This window comes from Plantactinospora sp. CNZ321 (genome assembly GCF_004217235.1).
The window spans coordinates 3,763,642-3,780,041 of record NZ_SHKQ01000001.1 but is presented as its reverse complement, the minus strand read 5'-3'; the positions used below and the strand labels follow the sequence as shown (position 1 = coordinate 3,780,041).

The following is a 16,400-nucleotide window of genomic DNA, read 5'->3' as shown; positions in this document are numbered from 1 at the left end:
GTCAGGATCGACGAGCCGTGGTCTCCTCCCGGACCACGAACCGGATCGACCTGGCCTCGGTGATGCAGGCCCGCAGCGGGGCGGCCAACTCGCGGTGCCCGGGGCTGCGCTCCCACGCCTCGAAGTCGGCGAGCGACGCCCACTCACTGGTGATCAGCCACTGCTCGGAATCGCTCGACGCCTCGCAGACCTGGTCCACCAGGTGCCCCGGCACGCCTTCGGCCACCTGGTAACGGATCTGCTCGTACGCCTTCAGGAAATCCTCGGTCCGCTCGCGCGGCACCCGGATCAGGAACAGCACCCTGGCCTTCGACATCCCGGTCGTCCTCTCCGTTCTCCCCCGGCCTACGCCGGTCCGCGCCGGACCACCACGGCGCTGTTGAAACCGTCGAACCCGCGCGCACCGACCAGCGCCACGTCGACCCGCCGCGGCCCGGACTCCCGGACGAAGTCCAGCTCGCAGCCGGGCGCCGGACGGTCCAACCCGGCCATCGGCGGCAGCGTCCGGTGCCGGATGCCGAGCAGCGCGGTCGCCACGTCCAGCGCCGACCCGCCCTGGTGCGCCCGGCCGATCAACGGCTTCTGGGTGGTCACCGGCGGTGGCCGCGTCCCGAACACCGTCCGCAGCGCCTCGGCCTCACTCCGGTCGTAGCGCAGCACCCCCAGCGCGTCCGGGAAGACGACGTCGACCTCGGCCGGCGCCACCCCGGCCCGGTCGAGAGCGAGCCGCATCGCCCGGGCGTACTGCACCGGGTCTCCGGCGGCGCGCCGGCCGGTGTGCCGGGCGTCGTGGCTGGCCCCCCAGCCGGCCACCTCGGCATAGCCGGACACCCCCCGGGCCCGGGCGTGCGCCAGGTCCTCCACCACGAAGACCGCCCCGCCCTCCCCCGGCACGTAACCGCTGGCCGTCACGTCGAACGGCCGGTACGCCAGCGCCGGCTCGGGACAGGTGCTCAGCAGTCCGCTGCGCATCTGGCAGGTCAGCGCATACGGGCTCAGCGGACACTCGGTGCCACCGGCCAACACCACCGGGGTGCCCCGGCGGACCATCCGTACCGCGTGCGCCAGGCTGTCCAGCCCACCCGCGGACTCGGCGGCCAGCACCCCGCACGGGCCCTTGAACTGGTGCCGGATCGAGAGCTGGCCGACGCTCGCCGCGTAGAACCAGGCGATCGACTGGTACGCCCCGACGGTGCGGGCCGGGCCACGCCAGAGCCGTTGCAGTTCCCGCTGTCCGAAGAGGTTGCCGCCGGAGGCACTGGCCAGGGTCACCGCGTACCGGTACGGATCGTCGGCCGTCTCCGGCAGCCCGGCGTCGGCGAGCGCGAGCCGGGCCGCCGCGAACCCGAGGTGCGTCCACCGGTCGGTCTGCACCAACTGTCGGTTGTCGGCGTAGTGCAGCGCGTCGAAGCCGGCCACCTCGCCGGCGAGCCGGCTCGGATAGCGTTCCGGGTCGAAAAGGGTGATCGGGCCGATCCGGTTCTGCCCGGCCACCACACATTTCCAGTGCGCGTCCGCGCCGATGCCGCTCGGCGCCACCACGCCGATCCCGGTGATCACCGCCCGACGCCGCGCCCCGGCCCCCTCCGTCCGGCCGGTCACCCGGCTGCTGCCGCGCACCCCGGCCGTCACCGGGCTGCTGCCGCTCACCGGGCCGGCCCGGTGAAGCGGGTGAAGACCATCGCCGACTGGAACCCGCCGAAGCCGCTGCCGACGGAGAGAGCCACCCGCACCGGTACCTCCCGGGCGGTGTTCGGCGTGTAGTCCAGGTCGCACTCCTCGTCCCGGTTCGCCCAGTTGGCCGTCGGCGGCACCACCCCGTGCTCGATGGCCAGCGCGCAGGCCGCCATCTCGATCGCGCCGATCGCACCGAGCGAGTGCCCGACCATCGACTTGATCGAACTGATCGGCACCTGGTACGCCGCCGCACCGAGCGCCCGTTTGAAGGCGGCCGTCTCGTGCCGGTCGTTCTGCCGGGTTCCCGAACCGTGCGCGCTGACGTACGACACGTCGGCCGGATCGCACCGGGCCTGCGCCATCGCGTCGTCGATGGCGAGTGCCATCTCGACACCGTCCGGGCGCAGCCCGGTCATGTGGTAGCCGTTGCTCCGGTTGGCGTATCCAGCGGCCTCGCAGTAGACCCGGGCCCCGCGCCGCCGGGCGTGTTCGGCCTCCTCCAGCACCAGCACGGCGGCGCCCTCGGCGAGGACGAACCCGTGCCGGTCCCGGTCGAACGGCCGCGAGGCGTGCGCCGGGTCGTCGTTGTCCGGCGTGGTCGCCTTGATCGCGTCGAACGAGGCGACGGTGACCGGCGAGATCGGACTGTCCGAAGCGCCCGCCAGCACCAGGTCCGCCTCGTCGTCCTCGATCAACTGTTGCCCGTAGCCGATCGCGTCGATCCCGGAGGTGCAGCCGGTGGAGATCACCTGGGCCGGGCCGTGCAACCCGTGCCGGCAGGCGACGTCGGCGGCGAGACTGCTCGGCATCAGGGCCTGGTAGAGGAACGGGCCGGCCCGGTCCGGATCCACCAACCAGTCCGCACCGGAGTCGCTGACCTGCACGTACTCCCGTTCCAGCAGCATGGTCCCGCCCACCGCCGAGCCGAGCACCACTCCGGCGCGCTCCCGCGTCGCGTCGGTCAGCTCCACCCCGCTGTCGGCCAGCGCCTCGATCGACGCGGCCAGCGCGAACTGGACGTAGCGGTCTGCGCGCTGTCGCTCGGCGACCCCGAGTCCGGCCCGGACCGGATCGAAGTCGCATTCGGCGGCCACCTGGGAGCGGAACGGCGACGGGTCGAAGAAGCTGATCCGGCGGGTCGCCGTGCGGCCGGCGGTGATCGAGGCCCAGAACTCCTCCCGGGTCGCCCCGCCCGGCGCGACCACTCCGATCCCGGTGACCACGCTACGGCGCCGGCTCACGGTCCGGCCTCCGGCCCACCGACCACCGCACCCGCCGCCGGCTGGTCGGCACCATCCGACCGCGCCACCGGGACGCCGTTCTCCGGCCGGCCCGACGCCGGTTCGGTGGCCGACGGTTCGGTGTCGACGTGCCCGAGTTCCGGGCGCGGGGCCAGCGGTCCGAGTTGGAAGACCACCTCGGCGGGTTCGTCGGCCACATTGCGGAGCCGGTGCCGGACGTTCACCGCCACGTACAGTGCCTCCCCGGTGCCGACCGGCACCGGCTCGCCGTCCAGGTCCACCACGATCGCGCCCCGGGCGACATAGAGGAACTCCTCGCTGTACGGGTGGTAGTGCTCGGCGATCCGCTCGCCGGGGGCCAGATTCGCCACCCCCAGGAAGCCGGATCCGCTGCCCACGGTGCGGGGGCCGAGCAGTACCCGGATCTCGCCACCCCGGCGGCGGTCCGGGGCGACGTCGCGGGCGGCCACCCACCGGCGGCCCGGCTCACTCATCGCCGACCCCGGCGGTCGACGCGGCCGGTGCCGACGCGGTCGCCGCCACCTCGGCGGCGATCCGCTCGATCCTGTCCCGGATGATGTCCAACTGGATCCGGCTGTTCGCGTTGATCCGGTCGGTCATCTGGGCTGTGGTCACCGGTGCCGTCGGGCGCATCTCGAAGTCCTGCGTCCAGGTCATCCGGGTCCCGCCCGCCACCTCGGCGTAGCGCCAGTGGATCCGCATGTACTCGAACGGCCCGGTCTCGACCCGGTGGGCGTGCACCTCGCGGCGAACCGGATCGGCGGTACGTTCGCTGACCCAGCTCCAGGTGACCCCGTTCTCGTCGGGATACATGGTCAGCCGGAACCGCACGGTGTCGCCGCGCCGCTCGATGATCTCCACCGACTGGTACTCGGTGAAGAGCCCGGTCCAACCCGCGACATCGTTGGTCAGGTCCCACACGAGTGGCAACGGGGCCGCGATGCGGACGCTGTTCTCGGTGTGGCCCGGCCGGCCCGCACCGGCGGCGGGGGCGACCGACGGCTCGTACTGGTGCGCCACCACCTCGGCGACCTCCGCGATACTGAGCCGCCCGGCCTCCTCCGGAAGCTGGATCCGGTAACGGTCCGCCACCACCGCCTGTAGTTCGAGCAGTGCCAGCGAGTCCATGCCGAGTTCCTCCAGCGAGGCGTTCGGCGCGGCGGCCGCGGCCGCCGGGTCCAGCCCGCAGTGCCGGACCAGGATCGTGGTGATCTCCGCCGCCGTCACCGGCGACGATCCCGGCTCGCGCTGGGTCAACGCCGGCTCCTGCTGGGTCGACCCGGTCAACGCCGGTTCCTCGTGCCTGACACTCATCTGGTCCTCCTGGAAAGGTTGGCGATAGTGGGCGGAGCGATCCCCGCACCGACGGAAGCACCGACCGGGGCACCGATCGAGGCACCGACGGACGCCTCTGGACCGGCAGGACCGCCCCGAGCCGACGAATCGGCGGTGTCCAGCAGCCGCTCGACCAGTCCGGTCGAGTACCGCCCCTTGCGGAATCCCGCGTCGTCGAGCACCCGGCGCAGGAACGGGATGGTGGTGCGGATGCCGGGCCCGTCGACGTCGAACTCGTGCAGCGCCCGCTCCATCCGGCCGAGCGCCAGATCCCGGTCCGGCGCCCAGACCACCACCTTGGCGAGCAGCGAGTCGTAGTACGGCCCGACCAGGTAGCCGGGGTAGCCGTGCGTGTCCACCCGGGTGAACGGACCGCTCGGCGGAACGAACCTGCCCAACCGGCCGGGGGTCGGTGCAAACCCCCGGCCGGGGTCCTCGACGTTGACCCGGCACTCCAGCGCGACGCCGGTTATCCGGACATCCTCCTGGCGCAGCCGCAGCGGCACGCCGGCCGCGATGTGCAACTGCTCGTGCACCAGGTCGACCCCACTGATCATCTCGGTGACCGGGTGCTCGACCTGGATCCGGCAGTTGACCTCCATGAACGAGAACCGTTCGGCCTCGTCGACGAGGAACTCGAACGTTCCGGCTCCGGTGTAGCCGGCCCGGAGCGCGCCGCGCAGGGCGGACTCGGCGAGCGCGTCGCGGGTGCCGGCCGAGATCGCGGGCGCCGGGCCCTCCTCGACCAGCTTCTGGTGCCGCCGCTGCACCGAGCAGTCCCGGGTGCCCAGGTGGACGGCGTTGCCGTACCCGTCGCAGAGTACCTGCACCTCGACGTGCCGGGCCTGAACGAGATACCGCTCGACGTAGACCCGGTCGTCGCCGAAGACGGCCTGGGCGGCGATCCTGGTCCGCTCGTACGCCGCGCCGAAATCGTCGGCCGACCGGACAACCGTCATCCCGCGTCCACCGCCGCCGGCGGCACACTTGATGATCACGGGATAGCCGATCCCGTCCGCGGTCTGCCGAGCCTTCGCCGCCGTGTCGACGGTCGCCAGGCTGCCCGGCGACAGCGGGAGGCCGGCCTCCCGCATGAGCGCCCGGGCCCGCGCCTTGTCGCCGAGGGCGACCATCACCTCCGGCGACGGTCCGATGAAGACGAGCCCGTTGTCCGCACAGATCTCGGCGAAGTCGGCATCCTCGGAGAGGAACCCGTACCCCGGGTGCACCGCCTGCGCGCCGGTCCGGCGGGCAGCCTCGACGATGGCGGCGGCGTTGCGGTAACTCTGCCGGGCCTCCGGCGGGCCGATGCAGACCGCCTCGTCGGCCAGCCGGACGACGGCCGAGTCCCGGTCCGCGACCGAGTACACCGCCACGGTGCGGACGCCCAGTTCACGACAGGCCCGGGCCACCCGGAGCGCGATCTCGCCTCGATTGGCGATCAGGATCTTCTCGAACATCGCCGCACCGTCCTGGAAGTCATGCGGGTAGCAGGGCGATCAGTGGCTGCCCGAACTCGACCGGCTCGCCGTCCCGGACGAGCACCTCGGCGACCCGGCCGACCTGGTCGGCGACCACCTCGTTCATCAGCTTCATCGTCTCGACGATGCAGACCACCTGACCGGGCTCCACCCGGTCGCCGACCTCGACGAACGGCGCACCGCCGGGTTCGGCGGCCCGATAGCAGGTGCCGACCATCGGCGCGAGGAGGGTCCGGTGGCGGTCGCCGCCGACCACACGGTCGGCGGCGGCGTCCGGCACGGTAGGAGTACCGGCGCCGGCCGAGGCGTGGCCGGGCGCGCCGGCCGGGTCCGGCGGATCGGGTACGCCGTGCCACTCGATCTCCAGCACGGCGTCGCCACTGCGCAGGTGGATCCGGCGCACCGGCCCAGCCGTCTCGGCCAGCAGCAGATCGGCCTGGCGGCGCAGTTCGGCCAGTTCCCTCCCCGGGCCGTTCGGGGAGGCGGCCGGCACGCCGTTCGGGGAGGCGGCCGGCACGCCGTCCGGGGCTGGCGGCAGGGGGACGCCCCGGTCGCCCGCCGGCCGTTCTCCCGGCGCGGGCTGGGCCGCTCTGGCCGGAGCCGGCTGTCCGGGAGTCGCCGCGGCCGTCACTCCGGACCCGCTTCCGACCGTACGCTGGCCGCCGCACCGTAGCGGCGGAAGCGCATTCGACGACGCCGGACCAGCTCCCCTGCGGGTACGTCGCGCAGTGGTGCGAGGTTCTCCAGCAGCGCCCGTCGGAGCAGCCGGGCCGCCCCGACGGGATCCCGGTGCGCACCACCGGGCGGCTCGGCGACGATCTCGTCGGCGACCCCGAGCCGCAGCAGATCGGGTGCGGTCAGCCGGAGCGCGTCGGCGGCCCTCGGCACGGCGGTCCGGTCGTGCCAGAGGATCGCGGCGCATCCCTCGGGGCTGATCACCGAGTAGACCGCGTTGCGCAGCATCAGTACCCGGTCCGCCACGGCCAACGCGAGCGCACCACCGCTGCCGCCCTCGCCGATGATGACCGCGACGACCGGGGTCGGCAGCCCGGTCATCGCGAGGATGCTCTCGGCGATCGCCGCGGCCTGCCCCTGCTGTTCGGCCTCAACCCCCGGGTACGCACCCGGCGTGTCGATCAGCGTCACCACCGGCAGTCCCAGTCGGGCGGCGAGCCGCATGATCCGGATCGCCTTGCGGTAGCCGGCCGGGCTCGCCATCCCGAAGTTGCGGGCAACCAGCTCGCCCGCCTGGTGCCCCTTCTGGTGCCCGATCACGACGACGTACCGCTCGTCGAGTCGAGCCAGCCCGGCGACGACCGCCGCACAGTCGACCCCGAGCCGGTCGCCGTGCAGCTCGACGAAGCCGTCGAAGGCGGTGGCCAGGTAGTCCAGCGTGGTCGGCCGGCCGAGGTGCCGGGCGGACCGGACGATCCGCCATGCGTCGGTCGGGTCGCCGGTGCCGGGGGCACCGCCCCGCGCCCGGACCCGCGGGCCGGTCACCGCAGCCGCGAGGCCGGCCACGTCAGCCGGCAGACCGGCGACGCCAGCCGGCAGACCGGGCATGCCAGCCGGATGGCCGGCCAGCGGCGGTGGAGGCGCTCCGGTCGCGCGGTCCGGAGTCGCGGCCGCACCGGCCGACCGGCTCCGGGTCGGCGCGGCGGCGGCGAGGAGCCAGCGCAGCCTGGACCGCAGCGACCGGCGCTGCACCACCATGTCGACCTGGCCGTGCCGGAGCAGGAACTCGGTGGTCTGGAAGTCGGCCGGGAGCGTCTGCCGGATGGTCTCCCGGATCACCCGGGGACCGGCGAAGCCCAGCCGGGAACCGGTCTCGGCCAGCACGATGTCGGTACAGGTCGCGAAGGACGCGGCCACGCCGCCATAGGTGGGGTCGGTGACCAGGCTGACGCTCAGCAGCCCCGCCTCGCGCAGCGCGGCGATCGCCTGGCTGATGGTGGCCATCTGCATCAGCGCCAGCACACCCTCCTGCATCCGGGCACCGCCGGAGGCGGTGACCAGCAGCAGTGGCAGGCGGTCGGCTAGGGCGCGCTCGGCGGTCCGGGTGATCAGCTCCCCGGTGACCGAGCCCAGGCTGCCGCCGAGGAATCGGAAGTCCATCACGGCCAGCGCCAGCCCGTACCCGCCGAGTGTCGCGGTACCGCAGAGCACGGCCTCGGCCAGACCTGTGGCCGCGCGGGCGGCGGCGAGCCGATCCGGGTACGGCACCGAGTCGACGAACCCGATCGGGTCGACCTGGGCCAACCGGCCGGGCAGCTGCCGGAACGTGTCCCGGTCCACGAGCTGCGTAATCCGCTCGGACGCGCCCAGCCGGCGGTGGTCGCCGCACTCCGGACAGACGTCCAGGTTGCGCCGCAGCCGCTTGCGGTAGAGCAGCGCCGGGCAGGAGCGGCAGCGGATCCAGGGCTGCTGGTCGAGGTCGGCGTACCGGCGTGCGGCGGTGCCGGCCGGCGTACCCCCGGTCATCGCCGTATCCCGAGGTCGGCCGGGGCGTCCCAGCGGTAGAAGCAGCGCGCCATGGCGTCCGCCGGCACCCGCCAGTTGGCCAGGTACGGCGTGATGTGCGCGGCCAGCCGCTCGCTGACCCGGACGAACTCGGGGTGCTGGCGGACGTTCTCCACAGCCGCGGAACCCGGGTTCTCCGTCTCGATCAGGTGCACGTACAGGTCGTGCAGCCGGTAGAGCGAGCGGTGCCGTACCCCCACCAGCCGGGGCAGGTCGGTCCGGTCCGACTCGGCGAAGATCTGCGCGACCTGCCCCTCGGCCTCCGGCACGACCTTCGCGACGATCAGTGAGCGATCCATGGCGCAGCCTCCCTGGGCGATTCCCGCGCTCCGGATGGGTGACACCGGCACCCGGCCGCGACAAGAGCCTCTCCCCCGGCTTCTCCCCCGACTGCGACCTTGTCCGAACGACTGGGGACCACCCTGCCGATCGGGTGTCAACGCAGTGTCACCCGATCGCGTACAACCGCACCCCGGCATGGTGACGCTCCGGTGACGGCGGTGTGGGCACTATGCCCGTTCGCCGACGCTGATGCGGCCCCGAGTCAGCGCGGTGACGATCGATAGCGTCCACTTATGCCCAGCTCAGAGCCATGGTGCAGCGCCGAACGGGCGGGTCGTATTACGGACCGGCGGATTGACCGAGCGTGACGGCGATTGATAATCTTCGTCACGCTTTGTGGTGTCGGGCCCGATCGGGCGCGACCTGCGGAGCGGGCGTCGGCAGACCGGAGCGCTGGACAGGGCGTCCGGCAGAGCGGACCTCGGGACACGGGTTCCGGGTGCAGGAGGGTGGGCCGTGACTCCTGAGCAGAGCGTGCCGCACGACGCGCGGCGGCGGACACCGGCCCGCCCCTCCGAGCGCCAGTCCGGCCGGGAGCCCGGGCAGGGCGGCGCGCAGCCGGAGGCGGTCCAACTGTTCCTGCTGGACGGGTTCAGCCTGCTGCACGACGGGACGCCGGTGGTCGTACCACGCGGACTGCAGCGGATCATCGCCTTGGTCGGATTGCGGCCGGGCGCGACCCGGGCGCACCTGGCCGGTCTGCTGTGGCCGGAGACTCCGGAGGAGCGGGCGATGTCCTCCCTGCGGACCGCGCTGTGGCGGCTGCGCCAGGAGGGCAGTTGTCCGGTGCTCACCACCGGCGACACGGTCCGGTTGGATCCGGCGGTACGGCTGGACATCGACGACCTCGTCCGAGCCGCGGAGCGGGTACGCGACGGCGGCGACCCCCGCTGGGCGGCGAAGATCCGTGGCGCTGGCCGGCACGACCTGCTCCCCGGCTGGTACGACGAGTGGGTGCTGGTGGAGCGGGAGCGGCTGCGCCAGCTCCGGCTGCACATGCTGGAGGACATCGCCCGGGGACACCTGGAGGCCGGGCAGCACGGCGAGGCGTTGCAGGCGGCCCTCGAGGCGGTCCGCGCCGAGCCGCTGCGGGAGACGCCGCACCGTCTGATCGTCGAGATCCATCTCGACGAGGGGAACGCCTACGAGGCGCTCCAAGCCTTCTACGTCTACCGCGACCTGCTGCTGCGCGAGCTTCAGTTGGAGCCGTCCGAGACGATGTGCGAACTGCTCAGCGAGCTGCTCGCACCGATCGCCCGGCCGCCGGGGGCGCGGCTGTCGAATTCGCGGCCACCGTCCGGGCACGCCGGGGCGTACCCCGGCCGGTCGGTGCTGCCGGCGATGCCGGTACGGCGTTGAGCCCTGCCCCCGCCGCCCCGCACGGTGACCGATCCTGCGTGTCACCGCGCGCCAGCGCATCTGGTCGGCGGCGGTCGTTGACGGTCCGGTGACGGTGGGGTGACGTCGCCGCCGGCATGGTGGTCGGGCCCGATCGGACGGCCGGCAGGTCGTCCGGGCCGAACCGGGTCCGGACGCCCGCCGGACCCGGGTCCGGGGCACCGGTCCGGGGCAGTCGGTCGAGCCGGTGAACCGCGGTGACACCACGGCGACCCGAAGGAGTCCGATGAATCGCATACTGATCGTGGGCAGGATCGTCCCGGGCACCGAGGAGGAGATCGCGAAGATCCTCGCCGAGTCCGACGGCACCGACCTGCACACCGTCACCGGGGTACGGCACCGCTCGCTCTACCACCTCGACGATCTCTGCCTGCACCTGATGGAGACCGACGACTCCGCGCCGTCCCGGCTGGAGCAGGCGAACCGGCATCCGCTCTTCGTCGACGTGACACAGCGGCTGGGTGCGTACATCTCGCCGTACTCGCCGAACTGGCGGTCGCCGCGCGACGCGATGGCGCGGTGCTTCTACCGCTGGGACGGCCCGGGCGCGACGGCCGCGGAAGGGGCCTGATGCCCACCGCCCCGCTGCACGTGATCGTGATCGGTGCCGGTACCGGCGGCATGTGCCTGGCGCACGGCCTCCGCCGGGCCGGGATCAGCGTCGCGGTCTACGAACGGTACCGCGACCGGAGCGACGGTCTGCTCGGCTACCGGGTCGGAATCAACCCGACCGGCTGCCGGGCGCTGCGGGAGTGTCTGCCGCCGGAGCTGTTCAGCACGTTCCTCGCCACCTGCGCCCAGCCGCCCCGGTACTTCAACGTGCTCACCGGTCAACTGCACCGGACAGCCTCCTTCGCGCTGCGCCCCGAGGCCGATCCGACCAGCATCGACCAGTCGGTCTCCCGGATGACGCTGCGCCAGGTGTTGTTGACCGGCATGGACGACGTGGTGCACTTCGGCAAGACGTTCACGCACTACGCGCGGCGCGACGACGGGCGGGTCACCGCGTACTTCGCCGACGGCAGCTCGGCCACCGGGGACCTGCTGGTCGCCGCCGACGGCACACACTCCGCGGTACGCCGGCAGTACCTGCCGCACGCCGAGGTCAGGGACGCCGGGAGCATCAACATCGCCAGCAAGATCCCGCTGACCGAGCAGACCCGGAGCCTGCTCACCGAGGAGATGCACCGGGGCATCTCGCTGATCTTCGGCGCCGGCGGGGTGATGGGCGTACTGCACGTGATGGAGTTCAAGTGGGACCAGCGCGGCTCGGTCAAGTCCGGGGTCGGGGTCACCGAGGCCCGGCTGATCGGGCAGTGGCCGGGGCTGCTCTTCGACAACACCCGGGACTGCATCAACCTGATCGTCTGGAGCGCGGCGGACCGGTTCCCGCCGGACGTGATGCAACTGCGCGGCGAGCGACTCGCCGAGGTCGCCCGGCAGCTGACCCGGAACTGGCATCCGAACCTGCGCGAACTGCTGCGGCTCAGCGACACCGGCAGCGTCATCCCGATCAGGGTCGCCACCTCGGTACCGGTGCAGCCCTGGCCGAGCAGCAACGTGACCCTGCTGGGCGACGCGATCCACACCATGACGCCGGGGCGGGGGGTGGGGGCGAACACCGCGTTGCGGGACGCCGCGCTGCTGCACCGGCAGTTGGTCGCGACGGCGGCCGGCGCCAAGCCGCTGCTGGGAAGCATCGCGGACTACGAGACGGAGATGATCCGGTACGGCTTCGCCCGGGTCGCCGACTCGCTGCGTACCAACGGGACCAACGGCGACGACCCGATCTACAAGCCGGTGATCGGCCGGTTGGCGATGCTGGCCGCGCGCGGCTACTTCAGCGTGACCAGCCGGCTTCCGCCGCTGCGCCGCCGGTTCGTCGACGAGCTGTACAACTACCGCGGCGCGGAGACCTGAGCTGGTCGACCCCCGACCGAAGTGCTCACCGGCCCGCCCGACCCGGGAGCCCAAAACTATTGACATCGGCAAAGGATTTGTTGAAATAGGCAGATGACTTCTGCGCTGGCGCCGCAGGCGAACGCGGTACGCGACTTCAACCGCTTCTACACCCGGATCATCGGTGTGCTCGACGAAGGGATGGTCCGCACGCCCTTCTCGCTCACCGACTGCAGGGTGATCTACGAGCTGGCCCAGCGCCCGGCCACCGAGGTGCCGGCACTCCGCCGCGAACTGGGACTGGACCCCGGCTACCTGAGCCGCATCCTGTCCCGGTTCGCCGCCGACGGCCTCGTCGAGCGGAGCCAGTCGCCGGTGGACGGGCGCCGACAGGTGGTCGCGCTGACCGACGCCGGGCGCGCCGCGTACGAGCTGCTCGACGAGCGGACCCAGAACGAGATCGAGAGCCTGCTGAGCCGGCTCTCCGACCCGGATCGGGAACGGCTTGTCGAGGCGATGCGCACGATCCGTGGCCTGCTCGGCGAGGCGCCGCCACCCCGGGCATACCTGCTGCGACCGGCCGGCCCCGGCGACCTCGGCTGGGTGGTGCACCGGCACGGCGTCCGCTACGCCGAGGAGTACGGCTGGGACATCACCTACGAAGCCCTGATCGCCCGGATCGTCGCCGATTACGTCGACGGCCGCGACCCCCTCCGCGAGGAGGCCTGGATCGCCGAGCTGGACGGCGCACCGGTGGGCTCCGTCTTCTGCGTCCGCCGCGACGACGGGGTGGCCCAGTTGCGCCTGCTGCTCGTCGAGCCGGAGGCCCGGGGGCTGGGCATCGGCAGCCGGCTGGTCGACGAGTGCCTGCGCTTCGCCCGCCGGGTCGGCTACCGGGAGATCATGCTCTGGACCACCGACATACTCACCGATGCCCGGAGGATCTACGAGAAGGCCGGCTTCGAACTGCGCGAACAGGCCCCGCGTCACAGCTTCGGCCACGACCTGGTGGAGCAGACCTGGTGGCGACGGCTCTGAACCGTCGAGAGAACATGCGCTGCGCAGCACCGCTCGGCCGAAAGGCTTTCGGACGATGCCGGATCTTGACGTTGCCGGTGGAAGGCGGTTAGCTCGGGAAAGCGTTTACCGCTTGGCCACGGCCCCGAACGGCACCATCGCTCCCGCGCCCCGAAAGGCACCGACGCTCCATGACTTCCGCGCACGACACCACGGGCCGGCTCACCGTCACCCACGAACACGGCCGCCAGATCGTCGTCACCGCGAACGGCGTGGAGATCGCGACCTACGTGTACGGCTCCCCTACACCGGCCTTCGAGTCGCCCAAGCCGTACCTGCACCCGCTGCGCACCCTCGACGGCGCCCTGGTCTCGGCGTACCGGCCGAACGACCACCGGTGGCACAAGGGGCTCCAGATGACCGTCTCGCACCTGTCCGGGCAGAACTTCTGGGGCGGCAACTCGTACGTGCACGGCAAGGGCTACCTCGTCCGGGACAACGTCGGCCGGATGCGGCACGACAGCTTCGACGCCGTCGACGTCACCCCCACCGAGCTGACCCTGCGGGAGGCGCTGACCTGGATCACCTCGGCCGGTGAAGACTGGATCGCGGAACGGCGGGAACTGCGGATCCACGCGGTGGACACCGGGCGCGGCACCTGGACGCTCGACTTCGGCACCGAACTGCGCAACATCCGGGGCGCGGAGCTGCGGGTCGGCAGCCCGACCACGCACGGCCGGCCGAACGCCGGCTACACGGGGTTCTTCTGGCGCGGGCCGCGCGGCTGGACCGGTGGCGAGATCGTCACCGCCGACGGTGGTGGCGGGCCGGAGAGCATGGGCCGGCAGTCGCCCTGGCTCGCGTACACCGCCGAGCACGACGAGGTCGACGGCGGCGGCACCGTACTCGTCTTCGCCGGCACCTCCAGCGCGGCCGTACCGCTGAAGTGGTTCGTCCGCAACACCCCGTTCCCGGCCGTCAACCCCTCCCCCGCCTTCGACGAGGAGGTGGTGCTCGCCCCCGACGAGAGCCTCCGACTGCGCCACCGGGTGGTCTTCGCCGACCGGGCCTGGCAGCGGTCGGAGATCGAGGCGTTCGCCGCGGAGTACGCGCCGTGACCGGCGACGACGGCACGCCGCCGCCCTTCCCCGGCGCCGTCGGCATCACCAACCTGCGGGTCTATCCCTGGCAGGCCGACGACGGCCTGCACGGCGGCACACCACACGTGCACCTGTGCTGCACCGAGTGCTACGTGGTGGTGGGCGGTCGGGGACGGCTGCAGACCCTGACCCGGCGGGGCTTCGCGGAAACGGCGCTGGGTCCGGGCGACGTGCTCTGGTTCACCCCCGGCACCATCCACCGGGCGATCAACGACGACGGTGCACTCCAGGTCGTCGTGATCATGCAGAACAGCGGGTTGCCGGAGGCCGGCGACGCCGTACTCACGTTCCCGCCGGAGCAGCTCGCCGACGCGGCGACGTACCGGCGGGCGGTCTCGCTGACCGGGCCCGACGGGTCCGAACCGCCCTCGGCCGAGCGGGCCCGGGCTCGCCGCGACCTCGCCATCGAGGGGTTCGCCGAGCTGCGGCGCCGCTGCGCGGCCGGCGACACCGCCGCGCTCGACGACTTCTACGCGGCCGCCGCCGCCCTGGTCCGCCCGCAGCTCGACGCCTGGCGGGACCGCTGGGAGCAGGGGCCGGCGGCGGTGAGCCGGCAGACCGGGGCGGAGCTGGACGCGCTGCGGCGCGGTGACCACAGCCATCTCGCGGACGCCACCGTCACCCGGATCGCCCAACCCGAGCAGACGACCCTGGGCATGTGCGGCTTCCTCTCCCCCTACGACCCGCCGCGCCCCCGGCATGACTGAGCGGCCGGCAACACCTCGCCAAGGAGCACCTGTGGAACCCATCCGCGTCGCCGTGGTCGGGACCGGAAACATCGCCTGCCTGCACGCCGAGGCGCTGCGGCAACTCGGCGACGAGGTACGCCTCGTCGGTGCCGTCGACACCGACGGCGGCCGGCTGTCGACGTTCTGCGACCGGTACCAGGTGCCGGCCCGGCACCCCGACCTGGCCAGCCTGCTGGAGAAGGAGGAGCCCGAACTGGTGCACGTCTGCACCCCGCCCGCCTCGCACCACGAACTGGCCCTCGCCTGCCTGCGGGCCGGCGTCAACGTGCTGGTCGAGAAGCCACCGACGCGCAACCTCGGCGAGTTGGAGGAGCTGGTCGAGGCGGAGCAGCGGTACGGCGGAAGGCTCGCCACCGTCTTCCAGCACCGGTTCGGCAGCGGCGCGCTGCGGCTGCGCGCCCTGCTCGACGCCGGACTGCTGGGCCGGCCGCTCATGGCGGTCTGCCACACCACCTGGTTCCGCCCCCAGGCGTACTTCGACGTGGCGTGGCGCGGGCGCTGGGACACCGAGGGCGGCGGCCCGACCATGGGCCACGGCATCCACCAGATGGACCTGCTCTGCGCGATCCTCGGCGACTGGACCGAGGTCTCCGCCCTGGCCCGCCAGCAGGCCCGGCGGTCCGAGACCGAGGACCTGAGCATGGCCCACGTCAGCTTCGCCAACGGCGCGGTGGCCAGCGTGGTGAACAGCCTGCTGTCGGTCCGGGAGGAGAGCTACCTGCGGTTCGACTTCGAGCGGGCCACGGTCGAGCTGACCCACCTGTACGGCTACGGCGACGACGACTGGCGGATCACGCCGGCACCGGAGTACGCCGAGCAGGTCCTCGCGGCCTGGCGGACCGGCGCGGCCGGAGTCCGCAGCGGTCACCACGCTCAGTTCGCCCAGGTGGTCCGGAGCCTGCGCGCCGGCACCCCACCTCCGGTCACCTCGACGGAGACCCGCCGGACGATGCGCCTGGTCGCCGGGGTGTACGCGTCGGCGTTCACCCGCCGCCCCGTCCGCCCGGACGAACTCGGCGAGGATTCGCCGTTCCACCGGCGGATGCAGGGGGACGGTCCGCGTTGGTGAGCCGACCCGCCCGGGTCAGTGGCGGGGCGTGAACCGCACGAACGGAATGTGCCTGCCCACCTCGCGGTAGTCCGACACGCTCCCGTCCACCTCGAATCCCATCACCCGGCACAGCCTCCGGGCGGCCGTCGGGTGGCGGGGCGCGTACCTGGCCATGATCTCCGCGCCCACGTCGGTCGGAAGCGGCGCGGCGGTCACCTCGATCCTCCGGCCGCCGACCTGGATGGTGGCCTCGGGGGTCTTCATGACATTGCGGTACCAGTCCGCGCGGGGGCCGAACCCGGAGGCCGCCACGTAGCCGCGCTCGTCGTGTTCGACGACCTCGATGACCGCCTCCCGGCGGCGACCGGAAACCCGACCGACGTGGCTGAGCAGCATGACCCGGTCGCCCAGCAGCCGGCCGAGCCTCATCCGGTAGAACCAGATCGGTAGCCGCCACAGCCGGCGGCGCAGTCCGGACGGTGGGTCCGGCCTCCGGATGATCTCCATGG

The 16,400-nt window shown here is 72.7% G+C and carries 16 protein-coding genes and 1 pseudogene; 7 read left to right on the top strand and 10 right to left on the bottom strand.

From position 1 onward, the window contains the following. Position 1: 1 nt before the first annotated feature. From EV371_RS16535 to EV371_RS16495, 9 genes and pseudogenes are all read right to left on the bottom strand, one after another. Positions 2 to 316, bottom strand: a complete 315-nt coding sequence (locus tag EV371_RS16535; RefSeq protein ID WP_130462830.1) for an antibiotic biosynthesis monooxygenase — start codon at positions 314 to 316, stop codon at positions 2 to 4. A 29-nt stretch (positions 317 to 345) separates the two neighbouring features. Further along, positions 346 to 1,602, bottom strand: a complete 1,257-nt coding sequence (locus EV371_RS16530; RefSeq protein ID WP_130465973.1) for a beta-ketoacyl synthase N-terminal-like domain-containing protein — start codon at positions 1,600 to 1,602, stop codon at positions 346 to 348. Positions 1,603 to 1,646: 44 nt separating this feature from the next. Then, the gene (locus EV371_RS16525) at positions 1,647 to 2,918 is read right to left on the bottom strand and encodes a beta-ketoacyl-[acyl-carrier-protein] synthase family protein (protein ID WP_130462829.1); all 1,272 of its coding nucleotides are present in this window, start codon (positions 2,916 to 2,918) and stop codon (positions 1,647 to 1,649) included. Positions 2,919 to 3,010: 92 nt separating this feature from the next. Next, positions 3,011 to 3,412: pseudogene (locus tag EV371_RS16520) on the bottom strand (cupin domain-containing protein); the annotation flags it as partial. After that, positions 3,405 to 4,253 (bottom strand): SRPBCC family protein, encoded by an 849-nt coding sequence (locus EV371_RS16515; protein WP_130462827.1) that lies wholly within the window; start codon positions 4,251 to 4,253, stop codon positions 3,405 to 3,407. The pseudogene EV371_RS16520 and the gene EV371_RS16515, both read right to left, overlap by 8 nt. Further along, positions 4,250 to 5,734 (bottom strand): acetyl-CoA carboxylase biotin carboxylase subunit, encoded by a 1,485-nt coding sequence (locus tag EV371_RS16510; protein WP_130462826.1) that lies wholly within the window; start codon positions 5,732 to 5,734, stop codon positions 4,250 to 4,252. The genes EV371_RS16515 and EV371_RS16510 overlap by 4 nt, the downstream gene beginning before the upstream one ends. 19 nt (positions 5,735 to 5,753) lie before the next feature. Further along, positions 5,754 to 6,272, bottom strand: a complete 519-nt coding sequence (locus EV371_RS16505; RefSeq protein WP_349337464.1) for an acetyl-CoA carboxylase biotin carboxyl carrier protein — start codon at positions 6,270 to 6,272, stop codon at positions 5,754 to 5,756. A gap of 110 nt (positions 6,273 to 6,382) precedes the next feature. Then, positions 6,383 to 8,236 (bottom strand): acetyl-CoA carboxylase carboxyltransferase subunit alpha, encoded by a 1,854-nt coding sequence (locus tag EV371_RS16500; protein ID WP_130462825.1) that lies wholly within the window; start codon positions 8,234 to 8,236, stop codon positions 6,383 to 6,385. Then, on the bottom strand, positions 8,233 to 8,574 hold the full coding sequence (locus EV371_RS16495; protein WP_130462824.1) for a TcmI family type II polyketide cyclase: 342 nt from the start codon (positions 8,572 to 8,574) through the stop codon (positions 8,233 to 8,235). The genes EV371_RS16500 and EV371_RS16495 overlap by 4 nt, the downstream gene beginning before the upstream one ends. A 499-nt stretch (positions 8,575 to 9,073) precedes the next feature. On the opposite strand from EV371_RS16495, the gene EV371_RS16490 reads away from it, so the two are divergent. The 7 genes from EV371_RS16490 to EV371_RS16460 all read left to right on the top strand — a co-directional run bounded on the left by EV371_RS16490 (position 9,074) and on the right by EV371_RS16460 (position 15,909). Next, positions 9,074 to 9,976 carry an AfsR/SARP family transcriptional regulator gene (locus EV371_RS16490; protein WP_486484647.1) on the top strand — a complete coding sequence of 301 codons (903 nt, stop codon included), beginning with the start codon at positions 9,074 to 9,076 and terminating at the stop codon, positions 9,974 to 9,976. 265 nt (positions 9,977 to 10,241) lie between these two features. Continuing rightward, the gene (locus tag EV371_RS16485; protein ID WP_130462823.1) at positions 10,242 to 10,586 is read left to right on the top strand and encodes a TcmI family type II polyketide cyclase; all 345 of its coding nucleotides are present in this window, start codon (positions 10,242 to 10,244) and stop codon (positions 10,584 to 10,586) included. Continuing rightward, on the top strand, positions 10,586 to 11,935 hold the full coding sequence (locus EV371_RS16480; RefSeq protein ID WP_130462822.1) for an FAD-dependent oxidoreductase: 1,350 nt from the start codon (positions 10,586 to 10,588) through the stop codon (positions 11,933 to 11,935). The genes EV371_RS16485 and EV371_RS16480 overlap by 1 nt, the downstream gene beginning before the upstream one ends. 93 nt (positions 11,936 to 12,028) lie before the next feature. Beyond that, positions 12,029 to 12,952, top strand: a complete 924-nt coding sequence (locus EV371_RS16475) for a helix-turn-helix domain-containing GNAT family N-acetyltransferase (RefSeq protein ID WP_130462821.1) — start codon at positions 12,029 to 12,031, stop codon at positions 12,950 to 12,952. Between the two features lie 170 nt (positions 12,953 to 13,122). Then, entirely contained in the window at positions 13,123 to 14,049 is a 927-nt protein-coding gene (locus tag EV371_RS16470; protein WP_130462820.1) for a DUF6807 family protein, read from the top strand. After that, on the top strand, positions 14,046 to 14,798 hold the full coding sequence (locus EV371_RS16465) for a cupin domain-containing protein (protein WP_130462819.1): 753 nt from the start codon (positions 14,046 to 14,048) through the stop codon (positions 14,796 to 14,798). The genes EV371_RS16470 and EV371_RS16465 overlap by 4 nt, the downstream gene beginning before the upstream one ends. Before the next feature lie 31 nt (positions 14,799 to 14,829). Further along, a complete protein-coding gene (locus tag EV371_RS16460) occupies positions 14,830 to 15,909 on the top strand; it encodes a Gfo/Idh/MocA family oxidoreductase (RefSeq protein WP_207230516.1) in 1,080 nt (359 codons plus the stop codon). Positions 15,910 to 15,924: 15 nt separating this feature from the next. Here the strand turns inward: EV371_RS16460 and EV371_RS16455 are convergent, their stop codons facing one another. Next, positions 15,925 to 16,398, bottom strand: coding sequence for a nitroreductase family deazaflavin-dependent oxidoreductase (locus EV371_RS16455; RefSeq protein WP_130462817.1), 474 nt, complete (start codon positions 16,396 to 16,398; stop codon positions 15,925 to 15,927). Positions 16,399 to 16,400: the final 2 nt, after the last annotated feature.